This window comes from Erythrobacter sp. S249 (assembly GCF_057364975.1).
The window spans coordinates 711,282-735,494 of sequence record NZ_CP200287.1 but is presented as its reverse complement, the minus strand read 5'-3'; the positions used below and the strand labels follow the sequence as shown (position 1 = coordinate 735,494).

27 protein-coding genes are annotated in these 24,213 nt (G+C 59.9%); 14 read left to right on the top strand and 13 right to left on the bottom strand.

The annotated features are described in order from the left end of the window. Nucleotides 1-21: 21 nt before the first annotated feature. Both AC0V6V_RS03575 and AC0V6V_RS03570 read left to right on the top strand, forming a co-directional pair. The gene (locus AC0V6V_RS03575; protein WP_472638387.1) at nt 22-324 is read left to right on the top strand and encodes an integration host factor subunit alpha; all 303 of its coding nucleotides are present in this window, start codon (nt 22-24) and stop codon (nt 322-324) included. Between the two features lie 3 nt (nt 325-327). Further along, nucleotides 328-759: a MerR family transcriptional regulator gene (locus tag AC0V6V_RS03570; protein ID WP_486164080.1), complete on the top strand. Its 432-nt coding sequence runs from the start codon at nt 328-330 to the stop codon at nt 757-759. A 51-nt stretch (nt 760-810) separates the two neighbouring features. Here AC0V6V_RS03570 and AC0V6V_RS03565 read toward each other — a convergent pair whose 3' ends face one another. The 4 genes from AC0V6V_RS03565 to AC0V6V_RS03550 form a co-directional block, all read right to left on the bottom strand. Continuing rightward, on the bottom strand, nt 811-4,233 hold the full coding sequence (locus AC0V6V_RS03565) for a chromosome segregation SMC family protein (protein WP_486164079.1): 3,423 nt from the start codon (nt 4,231-4,233) through the stop codon (nt 811-813). Nucleotides 4,234-4,264: 31 nt separating this feature from the next. Next, complete coding sequence (locus AC0V6V_RS03560; RefSeq protein WP_486164078.1) at nt 4,265-5,014, bottom strand: DsbA family protein; 750 nt, start codon at nt 5,012-5,014, stop codon at nt 4,265-4,267. Between the two features lie 149 nt (nt 5,015-5,163). Beyond that, complete coding sequence (locus AC0V6V_RS03555) at nt 5,164-5,937, bottom strand: DsbA family protein (protein WP_486164077.1); 774 nt, start codon at nt 5,935-5,937, stop codon at nt 5,164-5,166. Continuing rightward, nucleotides 5,934-6,512, bottom strand: coding sequence for a DUF721 domain-containing protein (locus AC0V6V_RS03550; RefSeq protein WP_486164076.1), 579 nt, complete (start codon nt 6,510-6,512; stop codon nt 5,934-5,936). Before AC0V6V_RS03550 ends, AC0V6V_RS03555 begins: the two co-directional genes overlap by 4 nt. Here AC0V6V_RS03550 and AC0V6V_RS03545 point away from each other — a divergent pair. After that, the gene (locus AC0V6V_RS03545) at nt 6,512-7,636 is read left to right on the top strand and encodes an A/G-specific adenine glycosylase (RefSeq protein WP_486166202.1); all 1,125 of its coding nucleotides are present in this window, start codon (nt 6,512-6,514) and stop codon (nt 7,634-7,636) included. The two genes, AC0V6V_RS03550 and AC0V6V_RS03545, sit on opposite strands and share 1 nt — an antisense overlap. Before the next feature lie 13 nt (nt 7,637-7,649). Here the strand turns inward: AC0V6V_RS03545 and AC0V6V_RS03540 are convergent, their stop codons facing one another. Beyond that, nucleotides 7,650-7,871 (bottom strand): hypothetical protein, encoded by a 222-nt coding sequence (locus tag AC0V6V_RS03540; RefSeq protein ID WP_486164074.1) that lies wholly within the window; start codon nt 7,869-7,871, stop codon nt 7,650-7,652. A gap of 114 nt (nt 7,872-7,985) precedes the next feature. Between AC0V6V_RS03540 and AC0V6V_RS03535 the strand changes: the two genes are divergently transcribed. The 4 genes from AC0V6V_RS03535 to AC0V6V_RS03520 are packed head-to-tail and all read left to right on the top strand — an operon-like array spanning nt 7,986 to nt 11,821. Then, nucleotides 7,986-9,293: a serine hydrolase domain-containing protein gene (locus AC0V6V_RS03535; RefSeq protein WP_486166201.1), complete on the top strand. Its 1,308-nt coding sequence runs from the start codon at nt 7,986-7,988 to the stop codon at nt 9,291-9,293. Between the two features lie 5 nt (nt 9,294-9,298). After that, complete coding sequence (gene nudC, locus AC0V6V_RS03530; RefSeq protein WP_486164071.1) at nt 9,299-10,231, top strand: NAD(+) diphosphatase; 933 nt, start codon at nt 9,299-9,301, stop codon at nt 10,229-10,231. Then, nucleotides 10,228-10,941 (top strand): DsbA family oxidoreductase, encoded by a 714-nt coding sequence (locus AC0V6V_RS03525; protein WP_486164070.1) that lies wholly within the window; start codon nt 10,228-10,230, stop codon nt 10,939-10,941. Before nudC ends, AC0V6V_RS03525 begins: the two co-directional genes overlap by 4 nt. Before the next feature lie 16 nt (nt 10,942-10,957). Continuing rightward, entirely contained in the window at nt 10,958-11,821 is an 864-nt protein-coding gene (locus AC0V6V_RS03520; protein WP_486164069.1) for a DUF1295 domain-containing protein, read from the top strand. Between the two features lie 19 nt (nt 11,822-11,840). On the opposite strand, the gene AC0V6V_RS03515 is transcribed toward AC0V6V_RS03520, so the two are convergent. Both AC0V6V_RS03515 and mgtE read right to left on the bottom strand, forming a co-directional pair. Next, complete coding sequence (locus AC0V6V_RS03515; RefSeq protein WP_486164068.1) at nt 11,841-12,239, bottom strand: DUF1489 family protein; 399 nt, start codon at nt 12,237-12,239, stop codon at nt 11,841-11,843. A 31-nt stretch (nt 12,240-12,270) separates the two neighbouring features. Further along, nucleotides 12,271-13,734 carry a magnesium transporter gene (gene mgtE / locus AC0V6V_RS03510; RefSeq protein WP_486164067.1) on the bottom strand — a complete coding sequence of 488 codons (1,464 nt, stop codon included), beginning with the start codon at nt 13,732-13,734 and terminating at the stop codon, nt 12,271-12,273. A gap of 131 nt (nt 13,735-13,865) precedes the next feature. Here mgtE and AC0V6V_RS03505 point away from each other — a divergent pair, with 131 nt between their 5' ends. The 7 genes from AC0V6V_RS03505 to AC0V6V_RS03475 all read left to right on the top strand — a co-directional run bounded on the left by AC0V6V_RS03505 (nt 13,866) and on the right by AC0V6V_RS03475 (nt 20,285). Beyond that, on the top strand, nt 13,866-14,327 hold the full coding sequence (locus AC0V6V_RS03505; RefSeq protein WP_472645606.1) for a peptidylprolyl isomerase: 462 nt from the start codon (nt 13,866-13,868) through the stop codon (nt 14,325-14,327). Nucleotides 14,328-14,350: 23 nt separating this feature from the next. After that, nucleotides 14,351-15,292, top strand: a complete 942-nt coding sequence (locus AC0V6V_RS03500; RefSeq protein WP_486164066.1) for an alpha/beta hydrolase family protein — start codon at nt 14,351-14,353, stop codon at nt 15,290-15,292. Between the two features lie 40 nt (nt 15,293-15,332). Next, nucleotides 15,333-16,664: a tRNA (N6-isopentenyl adenosine(37)-C2)-methylthiotransferase MiaB gene (gene miaB / locus AC0V6V_RS03495; RefSeq protein ID WP_486164065.1), complete on the top strand. Its 1,332-nt coding sequence runs from the start codon at nt 15,333-15,335 to the stop codon at nt 16,662-16,664. Nucleotides 16,665-16,905: 241 nt separating this feature from the next. Further along, complete coding sequence (locus AC0V6V_RS03490) at nt 16,906-17,850, top strand: PhoH family protein (RefSeq protein WP_486166034.1); 945 nt, start codon at nt 16,906-16,908, stop codon at nt 17,848-17,850. Nucleotides 17,851-17,862: 12 nt separating this feature from the next. Further along, on the top strand, nt 17,863-18,351 hold the full coding sequence (gene ybeY / locus AC0V6V_RS03485; protein WP_486164064.1) for an rRNA maturation RNase YbeY: 489 nt from the start codon (nt 17,863-17,865) through the stop codon (nt 18,349-18,351). A 32-nt stretch (nt 18,352-18,383) separates the two neighbouring features. Further along, nucleotides 18,384-19,319: a hemolysin family protein gene (locus tag AC0V6V_RS03480; protein ID WP_486164063.1), complete on the top strand. Its 936-nt coding sequence runs from the start codon at nt 18,384-18,386 to the stop codon at nt 19,317-19,319. An 81-nt stretch (nt 19,320-19,400) separates the two neighbouring features. Next, nucleotides 19,401-20,285, top strand: coding sequence for a LysR substrate-binding domain-containing protein (locus AC0V6V_RS03475; RefSeq protein ID WP_486164062.1), 885 nt, complete (start codon nt 19,401-19,403; stop codon nt 20,283-20,285). A gap of 25 nt (nt 20,286-20,310) precedes the next feature. On the opposite strand, the gene AC0V6V_RS03470 is transcribed toward AC0V6V_RS03475, so the two are convergent. The 6 genes from AC0V6V_RS03470 to AC0V6V_RS03445 all read right to left on the bottom strand — a co-directional run bounded on the left by AC0V6V_RS03470 (nt 20,311) and on the right by AC0V6V_RS03445 (nt 24,207). Beyond that, complete coding sequence (locus AC0V6V_RS03470; RefSeq protein ID WP_486166033.1) at nt 20,311-21,189, bottom strand: lysophospholipid acyltransferase family protein; 879 nt, start codon at nt 21,187-21,189, stop codon at nt 20,311-20,313. Between the two features lie 37 nt (nt 21,190-21,226). Then, nucleotides 21,227-21,649, bottom strand: a complete 423-nt coding sequence (locus AC0V6V_RS03465) for a Fur family transcriptional regulator (RefSeq protein WP_472638410.1) — start codon at nt 21,647-21,649, stop codon at nt 21,227-21,229. Nucleotides 21,650-21,866: 217 nt separating this feature from the next. Next, nucleotides 21,867-22,301 (bottom strand): Ros/MucR family transcriptional regulator, encoded by a 435-nt coding sequence (locus tag AC0V6V_RS03460; RefSeq protein ID WP_486164061.1) that lies wholly within the window; start codon nt 22,299-22,301, stop codon nt 21,867-21,869. A gap of 130 nt (nt 22,302-22,431) precedes the next feature. Further along, nucleotides 22,432-22,911, bottom strand: a complete 480-nt coding sequence (locus AC0V6V_RS03455) for a GNAT family N-acetyltransferase (RefSeq protein ID WP_486164060.1) — start codon at nt 22,909-22,911, stop codon at nt 22,432-22,434. Next, nucleotides 22,908-23,531: a tRNA (adenosine(37)-N6)-threonylcarbamoyltransferase complex dimerization subunit type 1 TsaB gene (gene tsaB, locus AC0V6V_RS03450; RefSeq protein WP_486164059.1), complete on the bottom strand. Its 624-nt coding sequence runs from the start codon at nt 23,529-23,531 to the stop codon at nt 22,908-22,910. The genes AC0V6V_RS03455 and tsaB overlap by 4 nt, the downstream gene beginning before the upstream one ends. 67 nt (nt 23,532-23,598) lie before the next feature. Further along, the gene (locus tag AC0V6V_RS03445; RefSeq protein WP_486164058.1) at nt 23,599-24,207 is read right to left on the bottom strand and encodes a malonic semialdehyde reductase; all 609 of its coding nucleotides are present in this window, start codon (nt 24,205-24,207) and stop codon (nt 23,599-23,601) included. Nucleotides 24,208-24,213: the final 6 nt, after the last annotated feature.

Below are 24,213 nucleotides of genomic sequence, written 5' to 3'. Positions count from 1 at the left end.
GCACCTACAAGGAGGAATTGCATGATGCGTTCTGTGGGCACTCTTACCCGCGCCGATCTGGCCGAAACGATTAACCGCCGTATGGGCTTTAGCCGCTCTGAATCGCTCGACATGGTTGAGGCAATTCTCGACAAGATGTGCGGCGCACTTGCGGACGGCGAGAATGTGAAGATTTCTGGCTTCGGCAGTTTTGTTCTGCGCGACAAGCGCGAGCGGATTGGCCGCAATCCTAAGACCGGTGTTGAAGTGCCAATTACGCCTCGCCGCGTGATGACCTTCCGCGCCAGCCAATTGCTGAAAGAGCAAATCGCGAAAGGCGCTTAATCAATGACTGACTTTGACGATGGCAAGGACGAAAGTGCGCTTCGGACTATCGGCGAGGTCAGTGATGGATTGGGTATTAAGCCGCACGTGCTGCGCTATTGGGAGCAGCAATTTACGGCTCTAAAGCCACTAAAACGCAGCGGTGGCCGGCGCTATTACCGGCCTGAAGACGTTGAACTGGTTGAGAAAATCAATCAGCTCGTCAATGAAGAAGGCTACACGCTGAAGGGCGCGCAGGCGGCCCTTCGGGCGAGTAACAGCGCTGGCGGAGACCGCCGCGGTCTTGATCGCCGTGTTGGCGATCGCCGCACCGATGGTGATGATGCTAGCGAAGGTGGCGGCAGTGTTGCGGCTGCTCCGGCGAAGCATTTCAGTGAGGCGATTGCGAAGCTCAAGTCGATCCGTTCGCGCTTGGCGACCGCCATCGAAGCTTAGTTCTTGATCGAAGCTTTGCCGCGCTAGTCCGCGCGCGCAAATCTGATCCCGCTACTCTGCGACCATTAGGGCCGCTTCACCCAAGTCGACGCTGACCAGGCGAGAGACCCCTTTTTCCGCCATGGTCACACCGAACAGTCGGTGCATCCGGCTCATCGTAACAGCATTGTGGGTGACAATCAGATAGCGCGTCTGCGTGTTCTGGATCATCGAATCGAGTAGATCGCAGAATCGCTCCACATTGGCATCATCGAGCGGCGCATCGACCTCATCGAGCACGCAAATCGGCGCTGGATTGGTCAGAAATAGCGCGAAGATCAGCGCCGTTGCGGTCAGCGCCTGCTCCCCGCCGGATAGCAGCGACAAGGATTGCAGGCGCTTGCCGGGCGGCTGGGCGTAAATCTCTAGGCCTGCCTCCAGCGGATCGTCGCTATCGATCAGAGCCAAATGCGCTTGGCCGCCTTCGAACAGCCGCGTGAAGAGCTCGCGAAAATGTCCGTCCACCTCCTCAAACGCGGCGCGCAGGCGCTCGCGGCCTTCGCGGTTGAGATTGCCGATCGATCCGCGCAGGCGATTTACGGCCTCGGTCAATTCCGCCTGTTCACTGGCGCTGCTGCCGTGCTCAGATTCGAGTTTTTCCAGTTCTTCTGCGGCCACCAGGTTCACCGGGCCAATGCGCTCGCGGCTGGCGGTGAGGCGCTCCATTTCATTGCCTTCAGCGGTCGCATCGAGCACCGTCTCGGCGTCAAATTCGAAGCGTTCGGCCAGCATTGGCGGCGGGCATTGGAACCGCTCGCCAGAGATCCGCGCCATTTCTCCGCGCCGCGCCTCTTGGCTTTCTGCGCGCGCTGCCAAGGTAGCCCGGCCTTCGCGCGCGACCGTCAATGCCTCGCCTGTTTCGGCCAGCGCGCTATCGCAAGTGGACATCGCCGCCTGACATTCCGCCAGTGCGGCCTCGGCCACGGCCAATTCCTCGCCTAGCCGGGTGCGCAGCGCATCGCCTTGCTCAATCTCTTCGATCAACGACGCGGGCTTGTCTGCGAAGACTTTACGCTCTTGCTCGATCTCTTCCAGCCGCCGTCCGGCCTCGGCCATGCGCCGTGCGGCTTCGCCAGAGCGTGCCTCCCAGTTCGCACGGTCCGCCTGCTGGGCCGCATTGCGTTCGCGCGTCACGGCGAGGCCCTGATCATGCGCGGCAAGCTCAGCCATTGCTGCCTGGACAGCAGAGCGCGCAGCCTCGTGTTTGGCCTGAGCCGCCTCCAGACCCGCGCGGCCAGTGTCGGGCGAGGGCAGGGTGTCGCGCTTTTCCTTGGCGCTCGTCAGGTCATTTTCGGCCGCACTTCTTTGCTCACCAAGCTCCGCGTGTGAGCTCGCCAATTCTTCGAGCCGTGCGGCGATCCGCTCCTTGGCGGCCTCTGCTTGGTCGAGACGCCGCAGAGCATGGCGTTCTTCTTCGATTGCGCCCGCAATCTCGCGTTCCTGAGCGACCAGGCTCGTTTGCAGCGCCGTCAGTTCCTCGCGTGCGCTGCGCTCTTCGCCTTCTGCCTTTTCTGCGGCATCCCGCAATCCGGGCAATATGCCTTCCAGCTCAGCGAGGCGGTTCGCGGCTTCCAGCTTGGCTGCCTCGGCGGCGCCTTCGCCGCGCGCAACAAATCCGTCCCAGCGGCGCAAATGGCCTGCTTTTGTGACGAGCCATTCGCCAGGATTGAGCGTTCGGCCATCGTCTTCGTCCGCCACATGCACCAGAGCGAGGCGCGCGCGCAGCTCTTCCGGGCAATGGGTGAGGTGGTCAATCAGGCTGTCTTTGACTGGCTTTGGAGCGGTGCCGCCCGCCCAGAACCTGCCGTCTTTCCCAGCTTCAGGAGAGCCGAGCGGCGATTTGGAATCGCGGCCCAGCACGGCGGCCATCGCGCGTTCATAGCCGCGCTTAACTGCGACCTTCTCGAGCGCTTGAGGCAGGCCAGCGCTATCCTTCGTGCGTTTGGCTCTTGCATCGCGGTCGCGCGCTAGAGCGGAATATTCGCGTTCGATCCCGGCCAATTCTGCTTTCGTCGCTGCAAACGCTGCTGCCGCATCATCGCGCGCAATCTGTAGATCGGATTTGCGAGCTTGGTCGGCCACTAGCGTCTCACGCAGTTTCGTAAGTGCGGCTTCGGCTGCCGATACATCGGCCTTGGCCGCCTCGACCTCGGCTTCTGGATCATTGCCTGAGGTTAGTTCGGCCTGCTGCCGTTCCAGCCGCTCTTGCTCGCTGCGCAGCCGAGTAAGCCGGGTCTCGGCCTGCTCAATCGCGGCTTCTGCAACGCGCCATTCCGCCTCAACTCCGGCGTGGTCGGCGGTCGCTTTCGCCAGAGCAAGTTCAGCGGTTCGGCTGGCGCGCTCGGTGTCCTCTGATTTTGCGGCCATCGCGGGGCGCAATTCTTCGTCCCGCTTGAGCGCGGCATCGCTCGCCGCCATTTCGCGGGTCAGGCGCTCCAGAGCTTCTGCCGCATCGCTGGTCATGCGGTCGGCATCGCCGCGATCTTCTTCCAGCCGGACACGTTGCCGCTCTAGGTCGGCCAGCCGCTGCTCCGCCGCTTCCAGCTTCTCCGCCAATGCAGCCATGCGGTGACCATGCGCGCTGCTGTCATCGCGGCGATCGGCCAGCTCGTCGCGGGCCTCGGTCAGCTTTGCCGCAGCTTCTGCTTGCGCTTTCTGCGCGATATTCGCCCGTTCTTTGGCCGCTGCGACTTTGTCATCGGCGCCCTGAGCCGCCGCGCGGGCTTCCTTCGCGGCATCGGCGGCATCGCGCCAGCGCGCAAAGAGCAGGCGCGCCTCGGCGATCTGAATCTGATCGGTTAGCTTCTTATAGCGTTCGGCCTGTTTCGATTGGCGGCGAAGCGAAGCCATCTGCGTGTCGAGGCCGGCCATCAAGTCTTCGAGCCGCGCAAGGTTCGCCTCCGTTTGACGCAGCTTGCTCTCGGCATCCTTGCGCCGCACGTGCAGGCCAGCGATCCCGGCTGCCTCTTCGAGCATTTGCCTGCGTTCGGTCGGCTTTGCCGCGATCACTTGCGCGATCTTGCCCTGGCTGACCAAGGCCGGTGAGTGCGCGCCCGTGGCGGCATCGGCGAAGGTCAGCGAGACATCCTTTGCGCGGACATCACGGCCATTAACGCGGTAGGCGCTGCCCGCACCGCGCTCTATCCGGCGGGTTACGATCAGCTCTTCATTGTCATCGTCCGTGGCATGCAGCACGACCTCGGCGAAATCACGCGGCGGGCGCGAGCTGGTGCCCGCGAAGATCACATCTTCCATCCCGCCAGAGCGCATGCTCTTGGGCGAGTTTTCACCCATTACCCAGCGGATTGCCTCCAGCAGGTTGGATTTGCCGCAGCCATTGGGGCCGACAACGCCGGTGAGGCCGGGCTCGACGCGCAATTCAGCAGGCTCAACAAAGCTCTTAAATCCACTGAGCTTTAGCTTGCTGATCTGCATATGCGGCGAGCCCCCCGGCTATCCCGCTCGCTTAACGAGCGCCGGCGCGTTGCAGCGCGGGTTCAAGCTGGTCCCAGCTAAGCGCTTCGACCCGTGCACCGTTCAAGAAGAATGTTGGCGTTGCGTTGACGCCTAGCTCTTCCGCTTGCGCGGCGGATGTGTCGGCGATGCCTTGGATACGGGCGCCATCAGCTAGGCAGGTGCGAGCCTGATCCGCGCTGAGGCCGCGAGCGGAGAAAAAGTCGATCAGGCCAGCGGCCTCTGCGATGCCGATAAAGCGTTGCTCCACCGGCATTTGACCGGCGGCCTGATAGGCTGCGTTGTTGCCCTGAACATTGCCCATAATGGCGGACAGCGAAGCCCATGCCTGGTCGGCCAGCGGCATCATGTTTTCTTTCTGGCCGCAGCGCACCAGAGTGGCGATGGTGAGATCAACCGGGTCGCGCACCAAATTGCGCAGTTCGAAGCTGACCACGCCGCTGGTAACGTATTTTTCCTTGAGCGGAGCGACACCGGTTGCGGCAAAACTCGCGCAGGCACCGCAGGTGTGCGAGGCAAACTCAATGAGCTTCAGCGGCGCATCAGGATTGCCGACTTGATAGCCGCCTTCTTCGGTGACGACGACGGTCTCGGTCCATGATGTGCCCTCTGGCGCTGGGATCGCGGCGATTGGTTCGCCGGACAGAACATCGTCGCTGGCTTCTGTGTCATTGCAGGCGGCGAGAGCCAACGCCAAAGGAGCAGCGCAGCCAAGGGCAAGAATGCGGCGGGAAAAGGTCATGTGTTGGTTGTCCTTAAGTCTTGTCGAGAAGCGTATACGAAGGGGAACAGGCGGAAAAGTCCCCTGAGGGCCGCCTGTTCACAAATGTGTGGGTTTGCCTTCAGTGAAGGCATTGTAGAGCCGAGATTGTCCCGAAATCATACAAATTATCAGTCAAAATGGCTTTCGCCGAGCTGAGGCTCTTTGTCAGCGTCTGATTTGGCCTTGATATGCGCGATCAAAACCGGCTCCAGCGCCCGCCATTCGTGCACATTTTCTTGCAATTCGCCGTCGATCGCGAAGCTTGGCGTGCCCGGGACGCCAAATTCGGCGGCATCGTCAGCGGTGTTTTGCATCAGCTTTTGAGCCATCGCATCATCGGCCAGACAAGTATCGACCTCAATCGCGGAATAGCCGCGCTGCTTGATCATTTTGTCGGTCAGGCCAAGCGCGCTTGACATATTGGCGCGCGCAGCGCGGTCTCCGCGGCCCCAGATCGCTTGCTGAGACTGAGGCGCGCCCGCAGCGCGGGGCAGCCAGTGCCCTTGCGAGCGCATAAACATCGTGTGGTTGCCCTTGAATTTCTCAGGAGCCCCGCAGGCGGCCAGCATCGAAATGGTCAGGTCCAGCGCATTGCGGATATAGGGCCGGATCTCGAAGCGCAATTTGCCCGGCGAGATAAAGGCGATGTCGAGCACAGGGTCGCCCTGCTTCGTGAAGGTGGCGCAGTGCCCGCAAGTGTAGCTGACAAATTCGCTAAGCAGCGTTTCGGCTTCTGGATTGCCGATGATGTGCCCGTCTTCGGTCTGCTCAGCGGCGGTGTGCCACGGTCCTGATCGCGTCTGCGTCTCAGAATTCTGGTCCTGGGCTACGGCCGGCGTGCCGGTCGCAAACGCAGCCAATGCAAAGCCTGCGCTAAGGCTGGCGGTCTTAAACAATTTCACGTCTCGTCTTCCCCACTTTTCTCGCCATCACTGAGGGTGCGGGCGAGCGATTCCAATACTGTGCGCAGTTCAGGATCACCAATATCGCGCAGGCTGTCTCCCAATTCCATCGGGATCGGCTTCAGCGACGGCGGCGCTTTTGCAGGTTCTTTGGCATGGGTTGGCTTAACCGCGCCTTGCCGCAGCTTGATGCGAGAGACGGCCTGGTATCCGAAAAATCGGTTCACCCGCTCCATAATTTCCGGGATCACTTGCTGGATCAGTGGGGCATGGGCGGGCACAACCACCAATTGTAAGATGCCGTCGGCTTTCTCGCCCGGCGGGAAGCGCAGGGCCTCTGGACTGCACACTTTCGCATGATGTGGGCCAACAATCTCTGGCCAGCGGGTGACGACGGAGCTTTGGACAAAGCCAAACCGGCGAAAAGCCGTGCGACCGATCTCTGGCATCAGCTCGCCAATCGGCTTTGCGCCCATGCCGCGTTTGCGCGTGTACTTGCGCCCCGCGGTCTTTCGCGGGGTTTTGGCCGGAGATTTCCCCGGCTTTTCACCACCTGATGATGCGTCTTTGCTCAATGCCCATTCCGATCTTGCCCAGCCTTTGCCATAGCCTTGGCGTGACCGCTAGCGACAAGCATCAATCTTTCCCGAATGTGGGCGAAATATCTGGCGATTTGCTGGATTGGTACGACACGCATGCGCGCCAGCTGCCATGGCGCAATCCGCCGGGTGCCTCGCGGCCCGAAGATCCCGCCTGGCCATACCGCGTGTGGTTGTCTGAGGTAATGCTGCAGCAGACGACCGTTGCGGCGGTGAAACCCTATTTTGCCAAGTTTACGGAGACTTGGCCGAATGTTGAGGCGCTTGCGGCGGCCAGCGAAGATGACGTCATGGCGGCATGGGCGGGCCTTGGCTATTATTCGCGTGCTCGCAATCTGGTGAAATGCGCAGCCGAGGTTGCGGCGCGCGGCGGCTTTCCCAGCACCGAGGCGGAACTGCTCAAGCTACCGGGGCTGGGCGCGTACACAGCAGCGGCAATTGCAGCGATCGCTTTTGGCCAGCGGGCGGTTGTGGTGGATGCCAATGTCGAACGCGTGACCGCTCGGTTGTTCAATATCACTGAGCCTCTGCCAACCGCGCGCAAAGCCATTCGTGATTGCGCGGATCAGATTACGCCGCACGCGCGATCAGGCGACTTTGCGCAGGCGATGATGGATTTGGGATCGAGCCTATGCACGACAAAAGCGCCCAAGTGCCTGCTGTGCCCACTCGCCAATAACTGCGCCGCACGACAGGCGGGGGAGCCGGAACGCTTGCCAATAAAGCCAGCGAAGAAAGAAAAGCCAGAGCGCCTCGGCACAGCCTATTGGATCGAGCGGGGCGAGGATGATGCGCGAGAGGTTTGGCTGATCAAACGCGAAGGCACTGGCATGCTAGGCGGAATGCGCGCGCTGCCGGACAATGGCTGGAGCGCAAGCCAAGACGGGAGCGACCCGCGTCCGCTAAGCGGCCAATGGCGCGACCTTGGCGCCGTTCGGCATACATTCACCCATGCCCACTTAATCCTGACGCTGGAGCGTTACGAAGGCGATCAGACACCGATTGGGAAAGGCGAATGGTGGCCGATCGAGTGTCTGGATGAGGCCGGCCTTCCTACCTTGTTTGCCAAGGCGGCGCGGCTGGCGTTAGCGCAGGACTAAGCCACCGAAAGGATTAGATAATACCGCCGCCCAAAGTCAGCCGGACCGCCGCGATCAGCAGCACCACCAGACAGAAATTGCGGCCGCTGTCTTTCGATGAAAGAGCGCCCACAACAATCCCAATCGCAATCAATGGCAAGGCCAGCCAATTGGCCCAACCCAGAAACGGGATTGTGGCGGGAATGACGATGACCAGCGAGAGCAGGCCGATGAGTATAGAAACAAAATTCAGCATGTGTGTTATATGACTATGACACCCTAAAGTTTCAAGGCCCAGATCAAGTCTTAATTGACCACCTACCTTATCTCGCGCAAACAGCGCGCAATCAAAGTTTGGAGAGACCCCCTCATGGCATTTCGCGAATTTCACTCTGGCCCGACCTCGCGCCGGGCTTTGCTGCGCGGCGGCGCATATCTGGCCGCAGGCAGCGCGTTGGCGACTTTGCCGTTTGGCCGGATTGCGCTGGCCCATGACGTGAGCGAGAGCTGGCCGAATGTGTCGGCCATGATCAAAAACTATGTCGATACCCGCAAGGTTGCCAATATGATGGTGACATTCGGCAACGCTCAGGAAGACCACGCGCACACCGTTGGCGGCGGCACATTGTCTCTGCAAAGCGACAAGCAGGTCGATGAAAATTCGCTCTACCGGATCTATTCTATGACCAAGCCGATTACCGGCATGGCGACCATGATGCTGATCGATGAAGGCAAGCTGGGCCTAGACCAGCCGGTTGGTGAGATCCTGCCCGCCTTTGCCAATATGCAAGTGCTGAACGATCCCGAAGCCGCTCTAGATGACACGGTCCCGGCAGAGCGCCCGATCACGATCCGCCATCTGCTGACGCACACCGCTGGCATCGGCTATATGATCACCAGCAAGGGGCCTCTGCTAGAGGCGTTTGCCGAGCAAGGTCTGGTCGGCGGGCGCGTCAGCCGTTTCCCTATTCCGGGCCTTCCCGAGGTGACACCGGCCCCAAGCCTAGAGGTTTGGGCGGACCGTTTGGCAGAGCTGCCGCTGATGGCGCAGCCGGGCACAAAATGGATTTACTCTGCCAGCATTGATCTGCTGGGCCGGGTGATTGAAGTTGCCTCTGGCCAAAGTTTTGAGAGCTTCCTGCAAACGCGCATCTTTGATCCGTGCGGCATGACCAGCACCTATTTCACTCTGCCAAAGAGCGAAACGGGCAGGATGACCGACAATTACGGCATAGCTGGCGGTTTCCCAATCCCGATCGATCCAGCGGCCAATTCGATCTATCTCGATGAGCCTACCGTCCCATCTGGCGGCGGCGGCCTGATCAGTTCGCCTAAGGATTATGACCGGTTCCAGCGTATGCTGCTGGGTATGGGGACACTCGACGGCACCAAAGTGATGAGCGAAGAGTCGGTGCGCATTGGCGCCTCCAACTTGCTTCCAGAGACGGTCGACACTTCGGATTCGTGGATCGCTGGTGAAGGGCACGGGGCGGGCGGCCGCAGCGTCGGCACTCAGTTTGGCTGGGGCGGGGCGGCAGGCACGCTCGCCAGCGTCGATTTTGGCGAGCAAATGCGTGTTGCCTTGTGGACGCAATATATGCCGACCACGGCCTACCCAATCCGCAAGGAATTCTTGGCCGCGCTTGAAGCTGACATGAACGGCGGGGCGGGCGGCTAAACCAGATGCATAAACCCGTTACCGCGCCGAGCGTTTCAGCCACTGGCCCGATTGCTTTTGCAGGTTCGCCGATAGACCGCGCGGATCACATCAGGGTGAATAAGGAGGCGCTGGGCGCGCGGATGGATTGGCGCGCCAAGGTTCTGCTGCTTGATGGTTTGCTGCCGCAAATCGATGAGATGGGCGCCCTGATGTGGGGCACGCTGGCCGATGTGCCGCAAGAGGCGGAATTGGTGTTCCTCGGCCTGATGGATGACAAGGCCTGCTTTGCCGCCGTCCCGGAACAAGGCGCGACCGGTCCGGCCTATGCCATGCCGCGCGCGTGGCAGGCGATCCAACAGCTTTCTCCGCCTGATCTGGCGATTTACGGCGGCGCGCGCAGCCTGGTCGACTGGCATGCACGCCACCGTTTTTGCGCCAATTGCGGACAGCTAACCAGCCCGGCGAAGGGCGGCTGGCAGCGCAATTGTGCGCCGAAAGACGAGGGCGGCTGCGGCGCGCAGCATTTCCCGCGCACCGACCCGGTCACCATCATGCTGGTAGAGAACGAAGGGCGGTTGCTGCTCGGGCGACAGCCGCGTTTCCCGCCGCGCAATTTCTCAGCGCTGGCCGGGTTTGTCGAACCGGGCGAAACCATAGAAGAGGCAGTGGCTCGCGAGGTGCACGAAGAGGCGGGTCTGCGCGTGCGCGATGTCGAATATATCGCGACCCAGCCCTGGCCGTTCCCCAGCCAGTTGATGATCGGATGTTACTCACAAACCGACGAAACCGAGATCACGCTTGATGTCGAAGAGCTGGAGGAAGCGCGCTGGTTTACGCGGGACGAAGTGGCGCATGCTGTGGCCAATATCGGCGGAGAGGATACTGCGTTTTCCGCGCCGCCGCCCGCCGCGATTGCGCATAGTTTGCTCAAATGGTGGCTGGAGAAATCGCAATGAGTGCACCTGATCAACTGACCATCGACATTTATTCTGATGTGATGTGCCCGTGGTGCGCGATTGGCTATGGCCAATTGACTAAGGCCTTGGATGAGCTGGGCGGAGAGATCGAGGCGCAGGTCCGCTGGCGTCCGTTTGAGCTCAACCCTGAGATGCCCGAAACCGGCGAAGAGCAAGAGGCGCATCTCCAGCGTAAATATCGCCGCTCCGCCGAAGAGGGCGCGAAAATCCGCGGGCAGATGAGAGCGATTGCCGAAGGGGCAGGGGTCTCCCTCGCCTATGAGGGCGAGGACGCGGACAATGCGCCGCCGGCCATGATGTGGAACACGCGCGCCTGCCATGTGCTGCTGACCTGGGCGCTGGAGCAGGCCGGGCCTAAGGTGCAAACCGAATTGAAGCTCGCTTTGTTTGCCGCCCACTTCAACCAGCGCCGCAATCTGTCCGACCGCGATGTCCTGCTCGATATCGCCGCCAGCGTCGGCCTGCACCGCGAGGCTGCCAAGGCGGCCCTGAGCGACGAGACGCTGATCGCGGCGGTTGAGGCAGAAGAGCGCCAAGCGTGGGATCTCAACATTTCAGGCGTCCCGGCGATGATCGTGAATGGTAAATTCATGATTCCCGGCGCGCAGGCCCCGGATGTTTATGTCAACGCGCTGCGCCGAGTGGCGATGAAAGAGCGCGAAGCCGCCGTGGAACCGAGTTCGTCCTAAGCCGTTCGGAAACCTTATGAAAAGCATTCTAGTTGTCATCGTCGTCGCGGTCTTCGCATTTGTTTTCGCTGCCTTAGCGGGAACGGGCAGTGTTGAGGCGTTTGGAATTTCCGCCTTTTTCCTATGCGCGGTCCTTGCAATGGTGATGAACTGGCTGGTTTTCATCCCTTCCGCTGCGGCGAAATCCGACAAGTTTTACGATACGACTGGCGCGCTTACCTATCTTTCGGTCACAGCGTTTACCGCTTGGGCTGCGTGGCCACTTGATTGGCGCGGCATTGTTATCGCCGTAATGGTCGCGATCTGGTGCGTCCGGCTGGGCAGTTTCCTCTATATCCGCATTCACGCCATGGGCGGGACTGACAGCCGGTTCGAGAAGATCAAGGTCAATCCTGCGCGCTTCCTCGCTGCATGGACGCTGCAGGGGTTATGGGTGCTGCTGACCGCGTCTGCGGCGCTGGCGGCAATCACCGCAACGGAGCGCGCCCCAATCGGCGTGTTCTTCTGGTTGGGCGCTGCGGTTTGGCTGCTAGGCATAACGTTTGAAACGGTCGCCGATGCGCAGAAAAGTGCGTTTAAGAAAGACCCCGCGAACAAGGGCAAGTTCATCAATGTTGGCCTATGGAAGTGGTCGCGCCATCCCAACTATTTCGGCGAGATCACCCTTTGGACCGGCATTTTGATCATGGCTCTTCCGGTGCTGTCCGGCTGGTCTTGGCTGGTGGTGATTTCACCCATCTTCGTCACGCTGTTGCTGACTAAGGTGAGCGGTATCAACCTGCAGGAAAAGCAGGCCAAAGAGCGCTGGGGCGATGACCCAGCCTATCAGGAATATCGCAAGAACACGCCCGCGCTGATCCCTAGCCCGCCGAAGGGGTGATGCGCCGGGTTCAGACTCGCTAGATCAGGCCCAGCCGCTCCAGCTTGCCGGCGAGTGTACCCGGCAAAACATCGCCCGCATCCTCGCCTTCAGCCAGATCGGCAGGCGCGTTCTCTTCGGTGAGGTAACGCCAGCCTTGATGCGCGCGTTTGCGCTTTTGGCGTACGCGGATCAGCTTGGGCTCGAGCTCGATGTTCCAGCGCCCGTCGTCGGTCTCGGTGAAGCCCAAGATCTTTGAACGTGCGACCAGCGAATGGTTCAAAATCCAGTACAAAGATCCGCCCACCATCTCGGCGTGCCGGGTCGGGCGATTGCGAGTGGTCAGCCGCTTCGGCTCGCTCGCGCCTTCGCGGTACCAGCTGGCAAGGTCGTCATAGCTTTTCGCGCCAAACGCGATCTTGGTCATATTGAGCGGCATAGGAGGTAAGATAGGCCGCTGAGCGAATTGCTCAAGCGGCTGGCACCAATCCGCTCACAACGGCGAGGCCGAGGAACGCCAAAAAGCCCATCGAGTCGGTGATCATTGTTACAAACACACTGCTCGCGACCGCCGGGTCTTGGCGCAGGCGTTCGAAAATCACCGGCACCAGCACACCGGCCAGCCCCGCGACCACGATATTGATGATCATAGCCGCGCCGATCACCGCGCCCATCATCGGGCTGAACAGGAAGGTGGCGGCAATTCCGATAAGCACCGCGATTGTTGCGCCATTGAGGATCGCAACGCGCACTTCGCGCCACACCGTTCGCCACGTGTTTGCTCGGGTCAGCTGATTGGTCGCAATCGCGCGCACGGCCACGGCCATGGTCTGCGTGCCCGCGTTGCCGCCAATGCTCGCAACGATCGGCATGAGGATGGCGAGGGCCACGAGTTTCTCAATCGCGGCTCCAAAGAACGCGATGATCGCGCTCGCGACGACGGCGGTGCCAAGGTTCGCGACCAGCCAGCGCACGCGGCTGGAATAGGCCTCTCTGATCGGCTCGTTGATGTCGCCATCACCCGCGCCAGAGAGCAGCAGAGCGTCCTCGCCCGCTTCCTCGGAGATAATGTGGACGATGTCATCCACCGTCACCTGGCCAACCAAACGCCCGCTTTCATCGACGACAGCGGCAGAAATCAGCGCGTATTTCTGAAACATCAGAGCGACCTCTTCCTGATCCGTTGTCACCGGGATCAGGGTTTGGTCGCGCTTCATCAGATCGGTCAGCTTGATATTGCGCGGGGTGGTGAGGATCCAATTGAGCGCGCAGGTGCCCACGGGATGGTGGCGCTGGTCGACTACGAACACCTCCCAGAAATCATGCTCCAGATCGCCGGTTTCGCGTAGAAAATCGATGAGGTCGCCGACCGTCATATGCTCTGGCACCGCCATGAAATGACGGTTCATCAGGCGCCCGGCGGTTTCCTCAGGATAGGACAGGGCGCTTGTAACCGCGGCTTGTGTCTCCGGCTCCAGTTCCGCGATGATGGCCCGCTGGTCGTCCTCGTCCAGGTCTTCGAGCAGCTGAACCGCATCATCGGTCTCAAGCTGTTCGGCAATGCTCGCAACCGCTTCCGGCTCGAGCGCCTCCATCATGTCTTCCCGAACGTGATCGTTGAGCTCGGCCACCACCTCGCTCGACATCAGATCGCTCATCGCGCCGGCCAGGCCCTGCCGTTCGTCAGAATCGAACAGTTCGAGCAAATCGGCCACGTCAGCCGGGTGCAACGGCTCGACCAGCTCGTGCAGAGCCGTGTTGTCTCCACCTTCAAACGCGCGCCGCACAGAGCGGACAAAACGCGGCTTCAGCCGGTTTTCTTCATCGTGCCGCTCATCATCTATCCGGTCGTCCGGGCGCGCGCCATCCTCACCGCCATCTTGCGGCAGATCGGCGACCAACAGGTCTTCATCAAGGCGTGCATCATCAGACATTTGCGCAAGGTCTAGGCTGCGCTGCTTCAAAAGCAAGCGTGTAAGGGCGGCTGGCCCACCGCTATGCTGGGGGGTGACTCGGTTTCAGATATGCGTATAGCGAGGGCCAAATTCATCAGGAGACACATAACATGGCCGAAACACTCACATTCACCCTCGACTGCGGCGATGGCAAAACCGGCGATGTCGTCATCAAATTGCGCGCGGACCTGGCCCCTGGCCACGTTGAGCGCATTTCTGAGCTGGCCGCTGAAGGCTTTTACGACGGCGTCATTTTCCACCGCGTAATCGATGGCTTTATGGCGCAAGGCGGCGACCCAACCGGCACCGGCATGGGCGGCAGCGACAAGCCTGACCTAAAGGCAGAATTCAATTCAGAGCCGCACGTTCGCGGCACCTGCTCAATGGCGCGCTCGCAAATGCCAGACAGCGCGAACAGCCAGTTCTTCATCTGCTTTGGCGACACCGAATTCCTCGACGGGCAATACACCGTCTGGGGCCAAGTGACTGAAGGCATGGACTTTGTTGACGCTCTGCCAAAGGGCGAGCCACCTGCGAGCCCGGGCAAGATTGTCAAAGCAACGGTCGCTTAAGCTAGCACAAGACAGGAGATCAGGTGACGCTACGCCGCGCAGCATTGGCACTCTTGCTGCTCACTCTGAGCGGCTGCGTCACCTATCCCAACATCAATCAATCGCGCAGTCCGTGCCGGATGGATCTGGGCGGCTGGTGCGGCTTTGTGCGTGAGGCGGCGGAGGTCAGCTATCCTTACGCTCTGGCCGCGACCAATGCCTATGTTGGCGACAGCGATGTCTACGGCGAGCTCGGCAATTCTCTGGTTCGATTGGAGCGTTTGCCGATCGACGAGGACGATGCAGACACCGGATTTGATTATCAGGTTTTTGCGCAGTTCACGCCTCCACCGGGTGAGGCCTCTAGCGATGCGGATAAGCGCACACCCGACGCCTATATCATGGCGTTTCGCGGCACGGACTTCGATGGCCCGGCCGATATCTTCTACGGCACCGTGCGCGATGATCAGCTAGAGCTGGCCCACAAATATTTTGACCTTGAGCGCGCGCGTTTTGACGCAGACGCAAAGTGGATCACGACCGGCCATTCTCTCGGCGGAGCATTGGCGGCGGAAATCTCTATCCGGCACGCGGATGTGAAGGCGTGGATGTTCAACGTCTCGCCGTTCTACCGCGGCAAATCCATGGTCAATGACGGCAACCGCACAGTGATCAACGAGCGCGGCGAGGCGCTGAGAAGCCTGCGTAAGTTCCGCGCGGCCCCCGCATCCGATCTGTTCGTGATCAATTGCACGCCGCAAGCGGGCCGTTTCACCAAGCATAAGATCCGCCCGTTGGCCGACTGCATCACCTGGATCGCCGCTTATGAGAGCAAGGATGCCCTAAGCGTCGTCAAAGCAAACGACGTGCGCAAACCGGCGGTTGAGTGCGGCGATGACGGCAAAAAGCACCCTGGCCCCGGCACCGCGCAGACCGAGCCATGCGTGCATATTGCCCGCCGTGATGAGGATGATGCCGACGAGTGATTGAATGCGGCGCGTATTCCCGCTAGATGCGCGGCCAATCATGACACCTACAAATCCTCCTAAGACCTACCGCGTCAAAAACTTCGGCTGCCAGATGAACGTCTATGATGGCGATCGGATGGGTGAATTGCTGAGCGAGCAAGGCATCACCCCCGCGCCAGAGGGCGAGGATGCTGATCTGGTCGTGCTCAACACCTGCCATATTCGTGAAAAGGCGGCGGAAAAGATCTATTCCGACATTGGCCGCCTGACCAAGGGTAAGACGCAAAAGAAAGCGCCGATGATCGCGGTGGCTGGCTGCGTCGCTCAGGCAGAGGGCGAAGAGATCATGGCGCGCGCGCCTGCGGTCTCCATGGTGGTTGGCCCGCAGGCCTATCACCGCCTGCCAGACATGCTGGACAAAGCGGTTAAGGGCGAGCGTGCGACCGACACTGATATGCCCGCGATTGCGAAATTTGGCGCTTTGCCAAAGCGCCGGCGGACTGCGCCCAATGCGTTCCTGACGGTTCAGGAAGGTTGCGATAAGTTCTGCACCTATTGCGTGGTTCCATACACGCGCGGCGCGGAAATTTCGCGTCCGTTCAATGATCTGACCGAGGAAGCGCGCAAGCTGGTTGATGCCGGAGCGCGCGAGATCACGCTGCTGGGGCAGAATGTGAACGCTTGGAGCGGAGAGGATGATGCGGGCAGGGCGGTTGGTCTGGCCGGGCTGATCCACAATATCGCGCGGATCGATGGGCTTGAGCGCATTCGCTACACCACATCGCACCCCAACGACATGGATGACGCCCTGATCGAGGCGCATGGCGAAGTCGATAAGCTGATGCCGTATCTGCATCTGCCCGTGCAATCGGGCAATGACCGCGTGCTCAAGGCGATGAACCGCTCGCACACCGCCGAGAGCTATCTCAAACTGTTGGAGCGGTTCCGCAAAGTGCGCCCTGACATCGCTCTGTCAGGCGATTTTATCGTTGGTTTTCCCGGCGAAACCGATGCCGAGTTTGAAGACACGCTCAAGCTGGTCGACAAAGTCCGCTACGCTCAGGCCTACAGCTTCAAATACTCGCCGCGCCCCGGAACGCCGGCCGCGACGATGGACAGTCAGATCGCGAAAGAAGTGATGGAAGAGCGGCTCGCCCGCCTCCAAGACGCACTCAGCCGTGATCAAATGGCGTTCAACGCCGCGAGCGCGGGCAAGACCTGCGACGTTCTCGTTGAGCGTAAGGGTAAGTTGCCCGGCCAATGGCTCGGCAAATCGCCGTGGCTTCAAAGCGTTTGGTTCGAAGGCGATGTGCAAATCGGCGACATGGTCCGCACGCATATCGTCGAAGGGCGCCCAAGCTCACTGCGCGGCGAGTTAGTCTCAGACTAGCGCATTGCCGCGCGTACAGAGCGGCAGCCCCGTGTTGCACTTGTGCGACTTTCCCCACTGGTCATAGCGAGTGCGCTTGCCATCGCGCGCATCTGGCTTACCTTCACGACTCAGACAATTGGCACAGACAAAGGATCCTATGGGCCGCAGACCTTCTGATACAATCGATCCGGCTGCATTGCCCGGTTCCATCAATGCTGATGATGCATCGGCACCCGATGCCCAAGGTGTGAAGGCAGAGCTGAGCTTTGAAAACCAGTCGCTGCTTGGGCCTTTGTTTGGACAGTTTGACGCCAATCTGGTGCAGGTCGAAAACCGGCTGAGCGTCATGATCCATGCGCGCGGCGATAAGGTCCTGATCGAAGGGCCCGCGGACAATGTGGCGCGGGCAAGAGAAACGCTGACCACCATGTATGACCGCCTGGCTCAGGGGCAGGAGCTGGATGCGGGCGCGATTGAGTCGTTGATCGCCATGTCGCACGAACCCACGCTGGAGGGGATTATCTCAGGCGAAGAGAAGAACCCGCCGATCATGATCCGCACTCGGCGCAAGACGATTGTGCCGCGCTCCGCCAATCAGATCCCCTATATGAAACAGCTCTCGCGAGATGAGCTGATCTTTGCGCTTGGTCCGGCGGGCACGGGCAAGACCTATCTCGCGGTGGCGCAGGCGGTTAGCCAGCTTATCTCTGGCAGCGTTCAGCGCCTGATCCTGTCACGTCCAGCGGTGGAGGCGGGTGAAAAGCTCGGCTTTCTGCCCGGTGATATGAAGGAAAAGGTCGATCCCTATTTGCGCCCGATTTACGACGCGCTGTATGATTGCATGCCGCCCGAACAGGTGGAGCGACGGATCGCCAGCGGCGAAATTGAGATCGCCCCGATTGCCTTCATGCGCGGGCGGACTTTGGCCGATGCATTTGTGATTTTGGACGAGGCGCAAAACACGACGCGTGAGCAGATGAAAATGTTCCTCACCCGTTTCGGCCAGAACAGCCGGATGGTGATCTGCGGTGATCCGCGCCAGGTCGATATTCCCGGTGGCGACCGTATGAGCGGCCTGGCCGACGCTGTTGACCGGTTGGAGGGCGTGGACGGCATTGCTGTTACCCGCTTCACCGCAGCGGACGTGGTGCGACACCCAATCGTGGGCCGCATTGTTGAGGCCTATGAAGGTCCGGGCGCGTAAGCTCGGCGCGCCATGCAACTCGACATTGACATTGAAGATTGGCCCGCGGGTGAGTGGGAGGCGCTGGCTGAGCGCGTGGCAGAAGCGGTCCAATGCGTGACCGAAGAGCTAGCCAATCCGCGCCTCAGTGCCAGCCTGCTGTTCACCAACGACGCAGAGGTGCACGCGCTGAACCGCGAATGGCGAGACCGGGACAAGCCGACCAATGTGCTGAGCTTTCCTATGCTGGCACGTGATGATCTGCTGGCGCTCTCAGATGAAGGGCCACCAGAAATGCTCGGCGATCTTGCCCTGGCGCATGAGACTTGCGCGCGCGAAGCGGCGGACAAAGGCATCAGCGTCGAGCATCACACCGCGCATCTGATCACCCATGGTCTGCTGCATCTGGCGGGATATGACCACGAAACATCCGACGAAGACGCCGACGCAATGGAGGCTCTGGAAATTGCAATCCTTGCAAAAATGGGTATCGCAGACCCATATGCTACGCCCAGCACTTAAGGAGCATTCCCGCGAAGGGCCCAAAACTGACAATGCCCGATTCTCAATCCCCCGCCGGAGACGCGGACAGTAGCAGCGGCGTCCTCAGCAATCTGGGGGCCGCATTTCGAAAACTCATCGGCGCCGGTGACGGCGATCGGTCTTTACGCGCGCAGCTTGAAGACGCGATCGACGAGCACGAAGACGAGAACCACGATGATGACCGCGAGGAAAGCGGCAATGGCAATGGCGATCTCTCGCCGGTTGAACGCCAGATGCTGCGCAACTTGCTGCATTTCAGCGAGCATGACGCCGATGACGTCGCGGTTCCGCGCGGCGAGATCATAGCGGTTGATGCCTCGATTAGTTGGGAAGAGCTGGTCGCCAGCTTTAGCGAGAACGGGCACTCACGCATGCCGGTCTATCGCGAGACGCTCGATGAAGTGATCGGTATGGTGCACATCAAAGACGTCTTCCCGTACCTTGCCAATGGCAAACCACCGCCAAAGGATTGGACGACCCTGATGCGTCAGCCGATCTATGTGCCGCAGGTGCGCGGCGCGCTCGACGTGCTGGCCGATATGCGTGCGCGTCGCGTGCACCTCGCGATTGTGCTCGATGAATTTTCCGGGACCGACGGCCTCATTACGATTGAGGATTTGGTCGAGGAAATCGTCGGCGATATCGAAGATGAGCACGATGAGACACCTGAGGCGCTGATTGTCGCAATTGGCGAGGGCATGTGGGATTGCGATGCCCGGGCGGAGCTCGACGATGTGGCCGAGCTGGTCGATCCGCAGCTCGCCGAGGTTGAAGAATCGGTCGACACTTTGGGCGGGCTCGCCTTCGTCTTGGCAGAGCAAGTGCCATCCGTGGGTACGCGGTTGGAACATCCCAGTGGCTGGCGGATTGAAGTAACAGCGGCGGATGAAACACACGTCAAACGGCTGCGCTTGCACGCCCCGGTACGTGAGGAAATAACAAGCTAGCTAATAATTATTCGCAGTTAGTTCGATTTTTTGCATCTTTTCTGCTGGTCATGCGTAGCTCCTTATAACAAGGAGTTAGACATGCCATCCCGCCGACTACCCCCACTTCGCGCACTCGAAGCTTTCATGCGGACCGTGCGCCTTGGTTCAGCCCGTGCTGCTGCCGAAGAGATCGGGCTTAGCCCGTCAGCCTTGTCGCGCCGGATCAGCAATTTGGAAGAATTCGTCGGCAAGAAGCTGTTCACGCGCGCGCGCCAATCGATGCAGCTGACCGATGAGGGACAGGCGTTTTACGAGGCTGTGAACCCGCATCTGGAATCGCTCGCCCGCGCGGTTGAAAGCCAGTCGGACAATATCTCGCTGCTGCGCCTGCGGCTCGGCGTGCTGCCGCTGTTCGGCAGCCAGCGCCTGTTCCCAAGGCTCGGCGAATTGCGCAAGCGGCATCCGCTGCTGCATATCGACATTGATACCGGCCCGCATTTGGAAGACAGGGTGGGTGATACTCTGGATGCCGCGATCATCCTTTCGCGCGGACCGGACACCGGCCTGCATGCGGTGCGGCTCGACCACAATTTGGTCCATGCGATTTGTAGTAAAGAACTCGCCGTGGCGATTGGCACGAAGGTCGATCAGGAAGCGCTCGAGAAGCAGACCTTCCTCATCCACAATGAGTTGCCTGCGAGCTTTGAAGCCTGGAAGAAGGCGTTGGGCATGGAGGACATGGATCCATCCGCCATCGACCATTACGATTCGGGCCAGCTGATGCTGGAGGCCGCTGCTCAGGGTCTGGGCGTGGCGATCATGCATGACGATCACTTGCGCCGCGCGGCTGACAGCCGTTTGACTGATCTCTATGGCCTCGAGGTTGAAAGCCCTTACAGCTATTGGTTTGTGTGCAAGCCAACGGCGCTGGAGCTTCGTCCCGTGCGCTTGTTCCACGATTGGTTGGTACGCGCGGGCCTTTAAGCCGGCGCTGTCTTAGGCGGTTCGCCTAAGCTTGGTCGGCCTTCTCAACCGGCTTCTCTCCCTGCGCCTCAGCAATCCGCTGCGCCTCTTCTGGCGCTTCGTAACGGATCGGGTCGACGGTGTGGCGGAAATCGCGCAGCGGCTTGCCGAGCGTCTCTAGCAGAGCTTCCTCGATGCGGCGCCGCGCCTCGGCACCGATCTTCTTGCGCCCACGGTAATCCTCTGGGCTGAACGGCTCTAGGAAGTTCAACCGCAGCTTGAAAGTGCCGCGCCGTGACAGGACGCGCTTGGCGTTGTTGAGGCCGGTTTCATTGCCGATCCAGCCAATTTCCTCGGCCACTTCGCCGTAATCCAGAAAAACAGGCTGGACCATGACGCCGGGCGGCGGCGGCTCCAAAACGCTGAGCATACTCGTCTTAAAAGGGAGCAGGGATTGCCCATCGGTGGTCGTACCTTCGGGAAACACGGTGACCGACCAATTGTCTGACAGCGCTTCTTTCAGAGCATTGATCTGCTCTGCGACACCCATGCGATGCTCGCGTTTTACAAACACCGTACGATTGAGCGATGCGAGCCATCCCACCAGAGGGGCGTCGGCCAATTCTGCCTTGGCGACGAACGCCGTCCCGCAGGCCCCGGCCATCGACAGAATGTCGAGCCAAGACAAGTGGTTCGCGACATAAAACACATCGCGTTTCAAATGCGTGCCAACTACTTCCACCCGCGCGCCTGATGCCCATGCGGCATAGCGAAGAAAAAACATCGGGATTGGCGAGCCGTAGGCGAAGATGCGATAGATATAGTGCAGCGGCACACAGACAATCAGGCCAAGCGCCAATAGGATCGTGCGGTAGGTTAGTCGCAGCCAGCCCATCGCTGAAAGCGGTGTCGTTTCGCCCCGCATTGCGGCCAGACGCCGCTCCCGGTCGAGCGTTTCGTGTCTAGTCGTCACGAGAGAGGCGAACCCCGTAGAGTTCCATTCGGTGGTCAACCAAGCGGTAGCCCAAGCGCTCCGCGATTTGGCGTTGGAGCGATTCCACTTCTGGATCGACGAACTCAACCACTTTACCGGTTTCAACGTCAATCAGATGATCGTGATGCGCCTCTGGCACAGGCTCATAGCGCGAGCGGCCATCGCCGAAATCGTGCCGGTCAAGAATGCCGGCTTCTTCAAACAGCCGCACTGTGCGGTATACGGTGGCAATTGAGATCTTAGGATCAATCGCAGAGGCGCGTTGATGCAGCAGTTCTACGTCAGGGTGATCGTCGCTTTCTGAAAGGACACGCGCGATGACGCGGCGCTGCTCGGTGATGCGCAACCCTTTTTCAGCGCATAGTTGTTCAAGATCGATCTTTTGCTGCACTTGTTACTCCGCCAGCTGTGCCGCCGATATTATTGCTGTGTTAGCCGTTATTTAAGCCGTCTCCTATCGGATAGGCGCGCGGCCAGCCCCGCTTTAAAGGGGGAGGGCGGATTGCTCAAGTCAGGCCGCGATAGGGCGGGCATAACCTTGTGAGCGCCCCAATGGGAAACCAAGCGGACCAAAGCAGGAAAAACCAACTCAGGCCCGCTTTGCTCCATTACTTCTTACGGCGACCGCGGCCTTTTACAGCCTTGCGGCCAAGGCCGATCTTTTTCGCAAGGTCGCGGCGTGTTTCTGAATAGCTAGGCGCAACCATTGGATAGTCCGCTGGGAGGTTCCAGCGCGCCCGATATTCATCAGGTGTCATATTGTACTCTGTCATCAGATGGCGCTTAAGCATCTTAAACTTCTTGCCATCTTCCAAACAGACAATGTGATCTTTCTTGACAGACGCACGGATCGAAACAGCCGGTTCAGGCCGCACCTCTTCTGGTGTTTCTGCTTCGCCCAGGCCTGAAAGAGCGGTAAATACATTGGTGATGAGCGAAGGCACATCGTCAACAGATACGTCATTATTGCTGACATGTGCAGCCACGATATCGCTGGTGAGCGTTATCAGTGTTTCCTTCATCTCAAGTTGCAAGTCTTCCATTTAGAGTTCCTCGTCTCTTTTTTGTTCGGATTTTTCCGATAAATTCGACATGAACCAGCTCCTCTTACAATGCAACCAACCGAACAGATTGTTCGCAATTAAATCAAGATGAGAAACCTCCAAATCAGCTTTAGATCGTGCGCCCGAAAGTAATGGCATCGACCCGCTCTCCGTTTGTCATACGGTAATATTTGGGGCGCTCGCCGATTGGTACAAAACCCAGCTTGCTGTAAAGATGCACTGCCGGGTTGCCACGCCGCATTTCCAGAAAAATCCGCTCAGAGCCGCGGTTTTGCGCCGCTTTGAAGAGCTGCTCGATCAATATTTGACCAAGGCCAGTGCCGCGATTTTTGGGATGCACCGCGATCAATAGCAGCTCTTCTTCGCCGGGAGCCGCCCGGGTCAGGACAAATCCGCAGGCGTCCTGGCCATCGGTTTTGCCGCGTTCGTCCAATATCGTCCCATTCTGGTCCACCAGCAAAGCATGCGTGTTAGACAGGGTTAGCGCGTCGGTGATTTGGCGGCGATTCCATGCTTCGCCGTATGCTGGATCAAACGCCGCCTCCATCACTATCATGATGTGATCGATGAGGCAGGTGGGCGCAGTCATTGCGGGGCCCTTGCTGCTTGCGGCTTGGCATCAGGCGCGCGGCCATAGATCGGCGACAGGTCGGTGGTTAGCTTCGTTTCGTGCAGCAAGTTCACCTTGCTGGCATCAGGCAACAGATTGAGCGCGCGCTTGCCGCTAGAAAACAATGCGGCCAACTCTTCGGCGCGGTTGCCGACAATCGTCTCATGCTCGCAGGCGAGTTTGGCTGCATCTGGGGCTAGGGAGCGAACCTCGTCGCAGCCGCCGCTGTCGGCAAAGTTCTGTACGAACCACTCGCCATGTCCGCCGTTCATGCACACGGTCACGCCGCGCGGGGAGGGCTGCCAGGTGCGCACGGCAACCAGCGCCATGGTAGGATAGCCGAGGACTTCAGCTCCCCAAGCAAAGCCGAGCGCGCGGGCCGCGGCAATGCCAATGCGCACGCCAGTAAAGCTGCCCGGGCCAAGCGAGACGAGAATACGCTCGGCGCGGCCTTTGTCCGGCAGTTCAGCAATCATCGGGATCAGCCGCTCGGCATGCCCGCGCCCCAGCACAGCATGCTCATGCGCGACCAATTTTGTCCCGTCGAACAGGGCAATTGAGCAGGCTTCGCTCGCCGTTTCTATCGCTAAAGTGCGCATGGGATTGCGCGATGCCCTAGAGCTGGGTTGCCTGCAAGTCTTAGAAATTGCGGCTCAAATGAAGGCGTCAGATAATTGTGTTGAACTTGCCAAAGTCGGGGCGCGGTGAGCGATCAAAGATGCTTTCCGGATCGCCATATCCGACCGAGCAAATCCAGTCGGCTTTCACGCGCGGACTATCGGCGAAGAACTCTGACGTCACACCGTCAAGATCGACGCCAGACATCGGCCCGCAATCAAGCCCAATCGCGCGGGCGGCCAGCATTAGATAGGCGCCCTGCAAAGCGGAATTGCGCCGTGCCCCATCGATCCGTCCTGCCTCATCGCCGTCGAACCAGCTCTTCGCATCGGTGTGCGGGAACAGCTCTGGCAGATGCTCGTGAAAGTCGATGTCATAGCCAATGATGACGCAGGCGGGCGCATTTGTGACCTTCGGCTTGTTCGCATCCATCGCATGTTCGGCCAGGCGCGACTTTGCATCATCCGACGTGCACCAAATGAAGCGTGCAGGCTGCATATTGGCGGAGGTCGGTGCCATCTTTAGCAGGTCGTGGATCTGATGGATTTGCGCTTCGCTGACCGGCTTCTTCAGCCAGTCATTATAGCTGCGAGCTTCGTGGAACAACTGGTCGAGTGCGTCGGCAGACAGAGTGTTGCCGTGAAATTGCTTGGTCATTTCAGC

Excerpts from the sequence above, each read along its gene's own strand:
- AC0V6V_RS03575 (WP_472638387.1), top strand. The coding sequence starts at position 22 with ATGATGCGTTCTGTGGGCACTCTTACCCGCGCCGATCTGGCCGAAACG.
- AC0V6V_RS03570 (WP_486164080.1), top strand. The coding sequence starts at position 328 with ATGACTGACTTTGACGATGGCAAGGACGAAAGTGCGCTTCGGACTATC.
- AC0V6V_RS03565 (WP_486164079.1), bottom strand. The coding sequence starts at position 4,233 with ATGCAGATCAGCAAGCTAAAGCTCAGTGGATTTAAGAGCTTTGTTGAG.
- AC0V6V_RS03560 (WP_486164078.1), bottom strand. The coding sequence starts at position 5,014 with ATGACCTTTTCCCGCCGCATTCTTGCCCTTGGCTGCGCTGCTCCTTTG.
- AC0V6V_RS03545 (WP_486166202.1), top strand. The coding sequence starts at position 6,512 with ATGCCCATTCCGATCTTGCCCAGCCTTTGCCATAGCCTTGGCGTGACC.
- AC0V6V_RS03540 (WP_486164074.1), bottom strand. The coding sequence starts at position 7,871 with ATGCTGAATTTTGTTTCTATACTCATCGGCCTGCTCTCGCTGGTCATC.
- AC0V6V_RS03535 (WP_486166201.1), top strand. The coding sequence starts at position 7,986 with ATGGCATTTCGCGAATTTCACTCTGGCCCGACCTCGCGCCGGGCTTTG.
- nudC (WP_486164071.1), top strand. The coding sequence starts at position 9,299 with ATGCATAAACCCGTTACCGCGCCGAGCGTTTCAGCCACTGGCCCGATT.
- AC0V6V_RS03525 (WP_486164070.1), top strand. The coding sequence starts at position 10,228 with ATGAGTGCACCTGATCAACTGACCATCGACATTTATTCTGATGTGATG.
- AC0V6V_RS03520 (WP_486164069.1), top strand. The coding sequence starts at position 10,958 with ATGAAAAGCATTCTAGTTGTCATCGTCGTCGCGGTCTTCGCATTTGTT.
- AC0V6V_RS03515 (WP_486164068.1), bottom strand. The coding sequence starts at position 12,239 with ATGCCGCTCAATATGACCAAGATCGCGTTTGGCGCGAAAAGCTATGAC.
- mgtE (WP_486164067.1), bottom strand. The coding sequence starts at position 13,734 with ATGTCTGATGATGCACGCCTTGATGAAGACCTGTTGGTCGCCGATCTG.
- AC0V6V_RS03505 (WP_472645606.1), top strand. The coding sequence starts at position 13,866 with ATGGCCGAAACACTCACATTCACCCTCGACTGCGGCGATGGCAAAACC.
- miaB (WP_486164065.1), top strand. The coding sequence starts at position 15,333 with ATGACACCTACAAATCCTCCTAAGACCTACCGCGTCAAAAACTTCGGC.
- ybeY (WP_486164064.1), top strand. The coding sequence starts at position 17,863 with ATGCAACTCGACATTGACATTGAAGATTGGCCCGCGGGTGAGTGGGAG.
- AC0V6V_RS03480 (WP_486164063.1), top strand. The coding sequence starts at position 18,384 with ATGCCCGATTCTCAATCCCCCGCCGGAGACGCGGACAGTAGCAGCGGC.
- AC0V6V_RS03475 (WP_486164062.1), top strand. The coding sequence starts at position 19,401 with ATGCCATCCCGCCGACTACCCCCACTTCGCGCACTCGAAGCTTTCATG.
- AC0V6V_RS03470 (WP_486166033.1), bottom strand. The coding sequence starts at position 21,189 with ATGCGGGGCGAAACGACACCGCTTTCAGCGATGGGCTGGCTGCGACTA.
- AC0V6V_RS03460 (WP_486164061.1), bottom strand. The coding sequence starts at position 22,301 with ATGGAAGACTTGCAACTTGAGATGAAGGAAACACTGATAACGCTCACC.
- AC0V6V_RS03455 (WP_486164060.1), bottom strand. The coding sequence starts at position 22,911 with ATGACTGCGCCCACCTGCCTCATCGATCACATCATGATAGTGATGGAG.
- tsaB (WP_486164059.1), bottom strand. The coding sequence starts at position 23,531 with ATGCGCACTTTAGCGATAGAAACGGCGAGCGAAGCCTGCTCAATTGCC.
- AC0V6V_RS03445 (WP_486164058.1), bottom strand. The coding sequence starts at position 24,207 with ATGACCAAGCAATTTCACGGCAACACTCTGTCTGCCGACGCACTCGAC.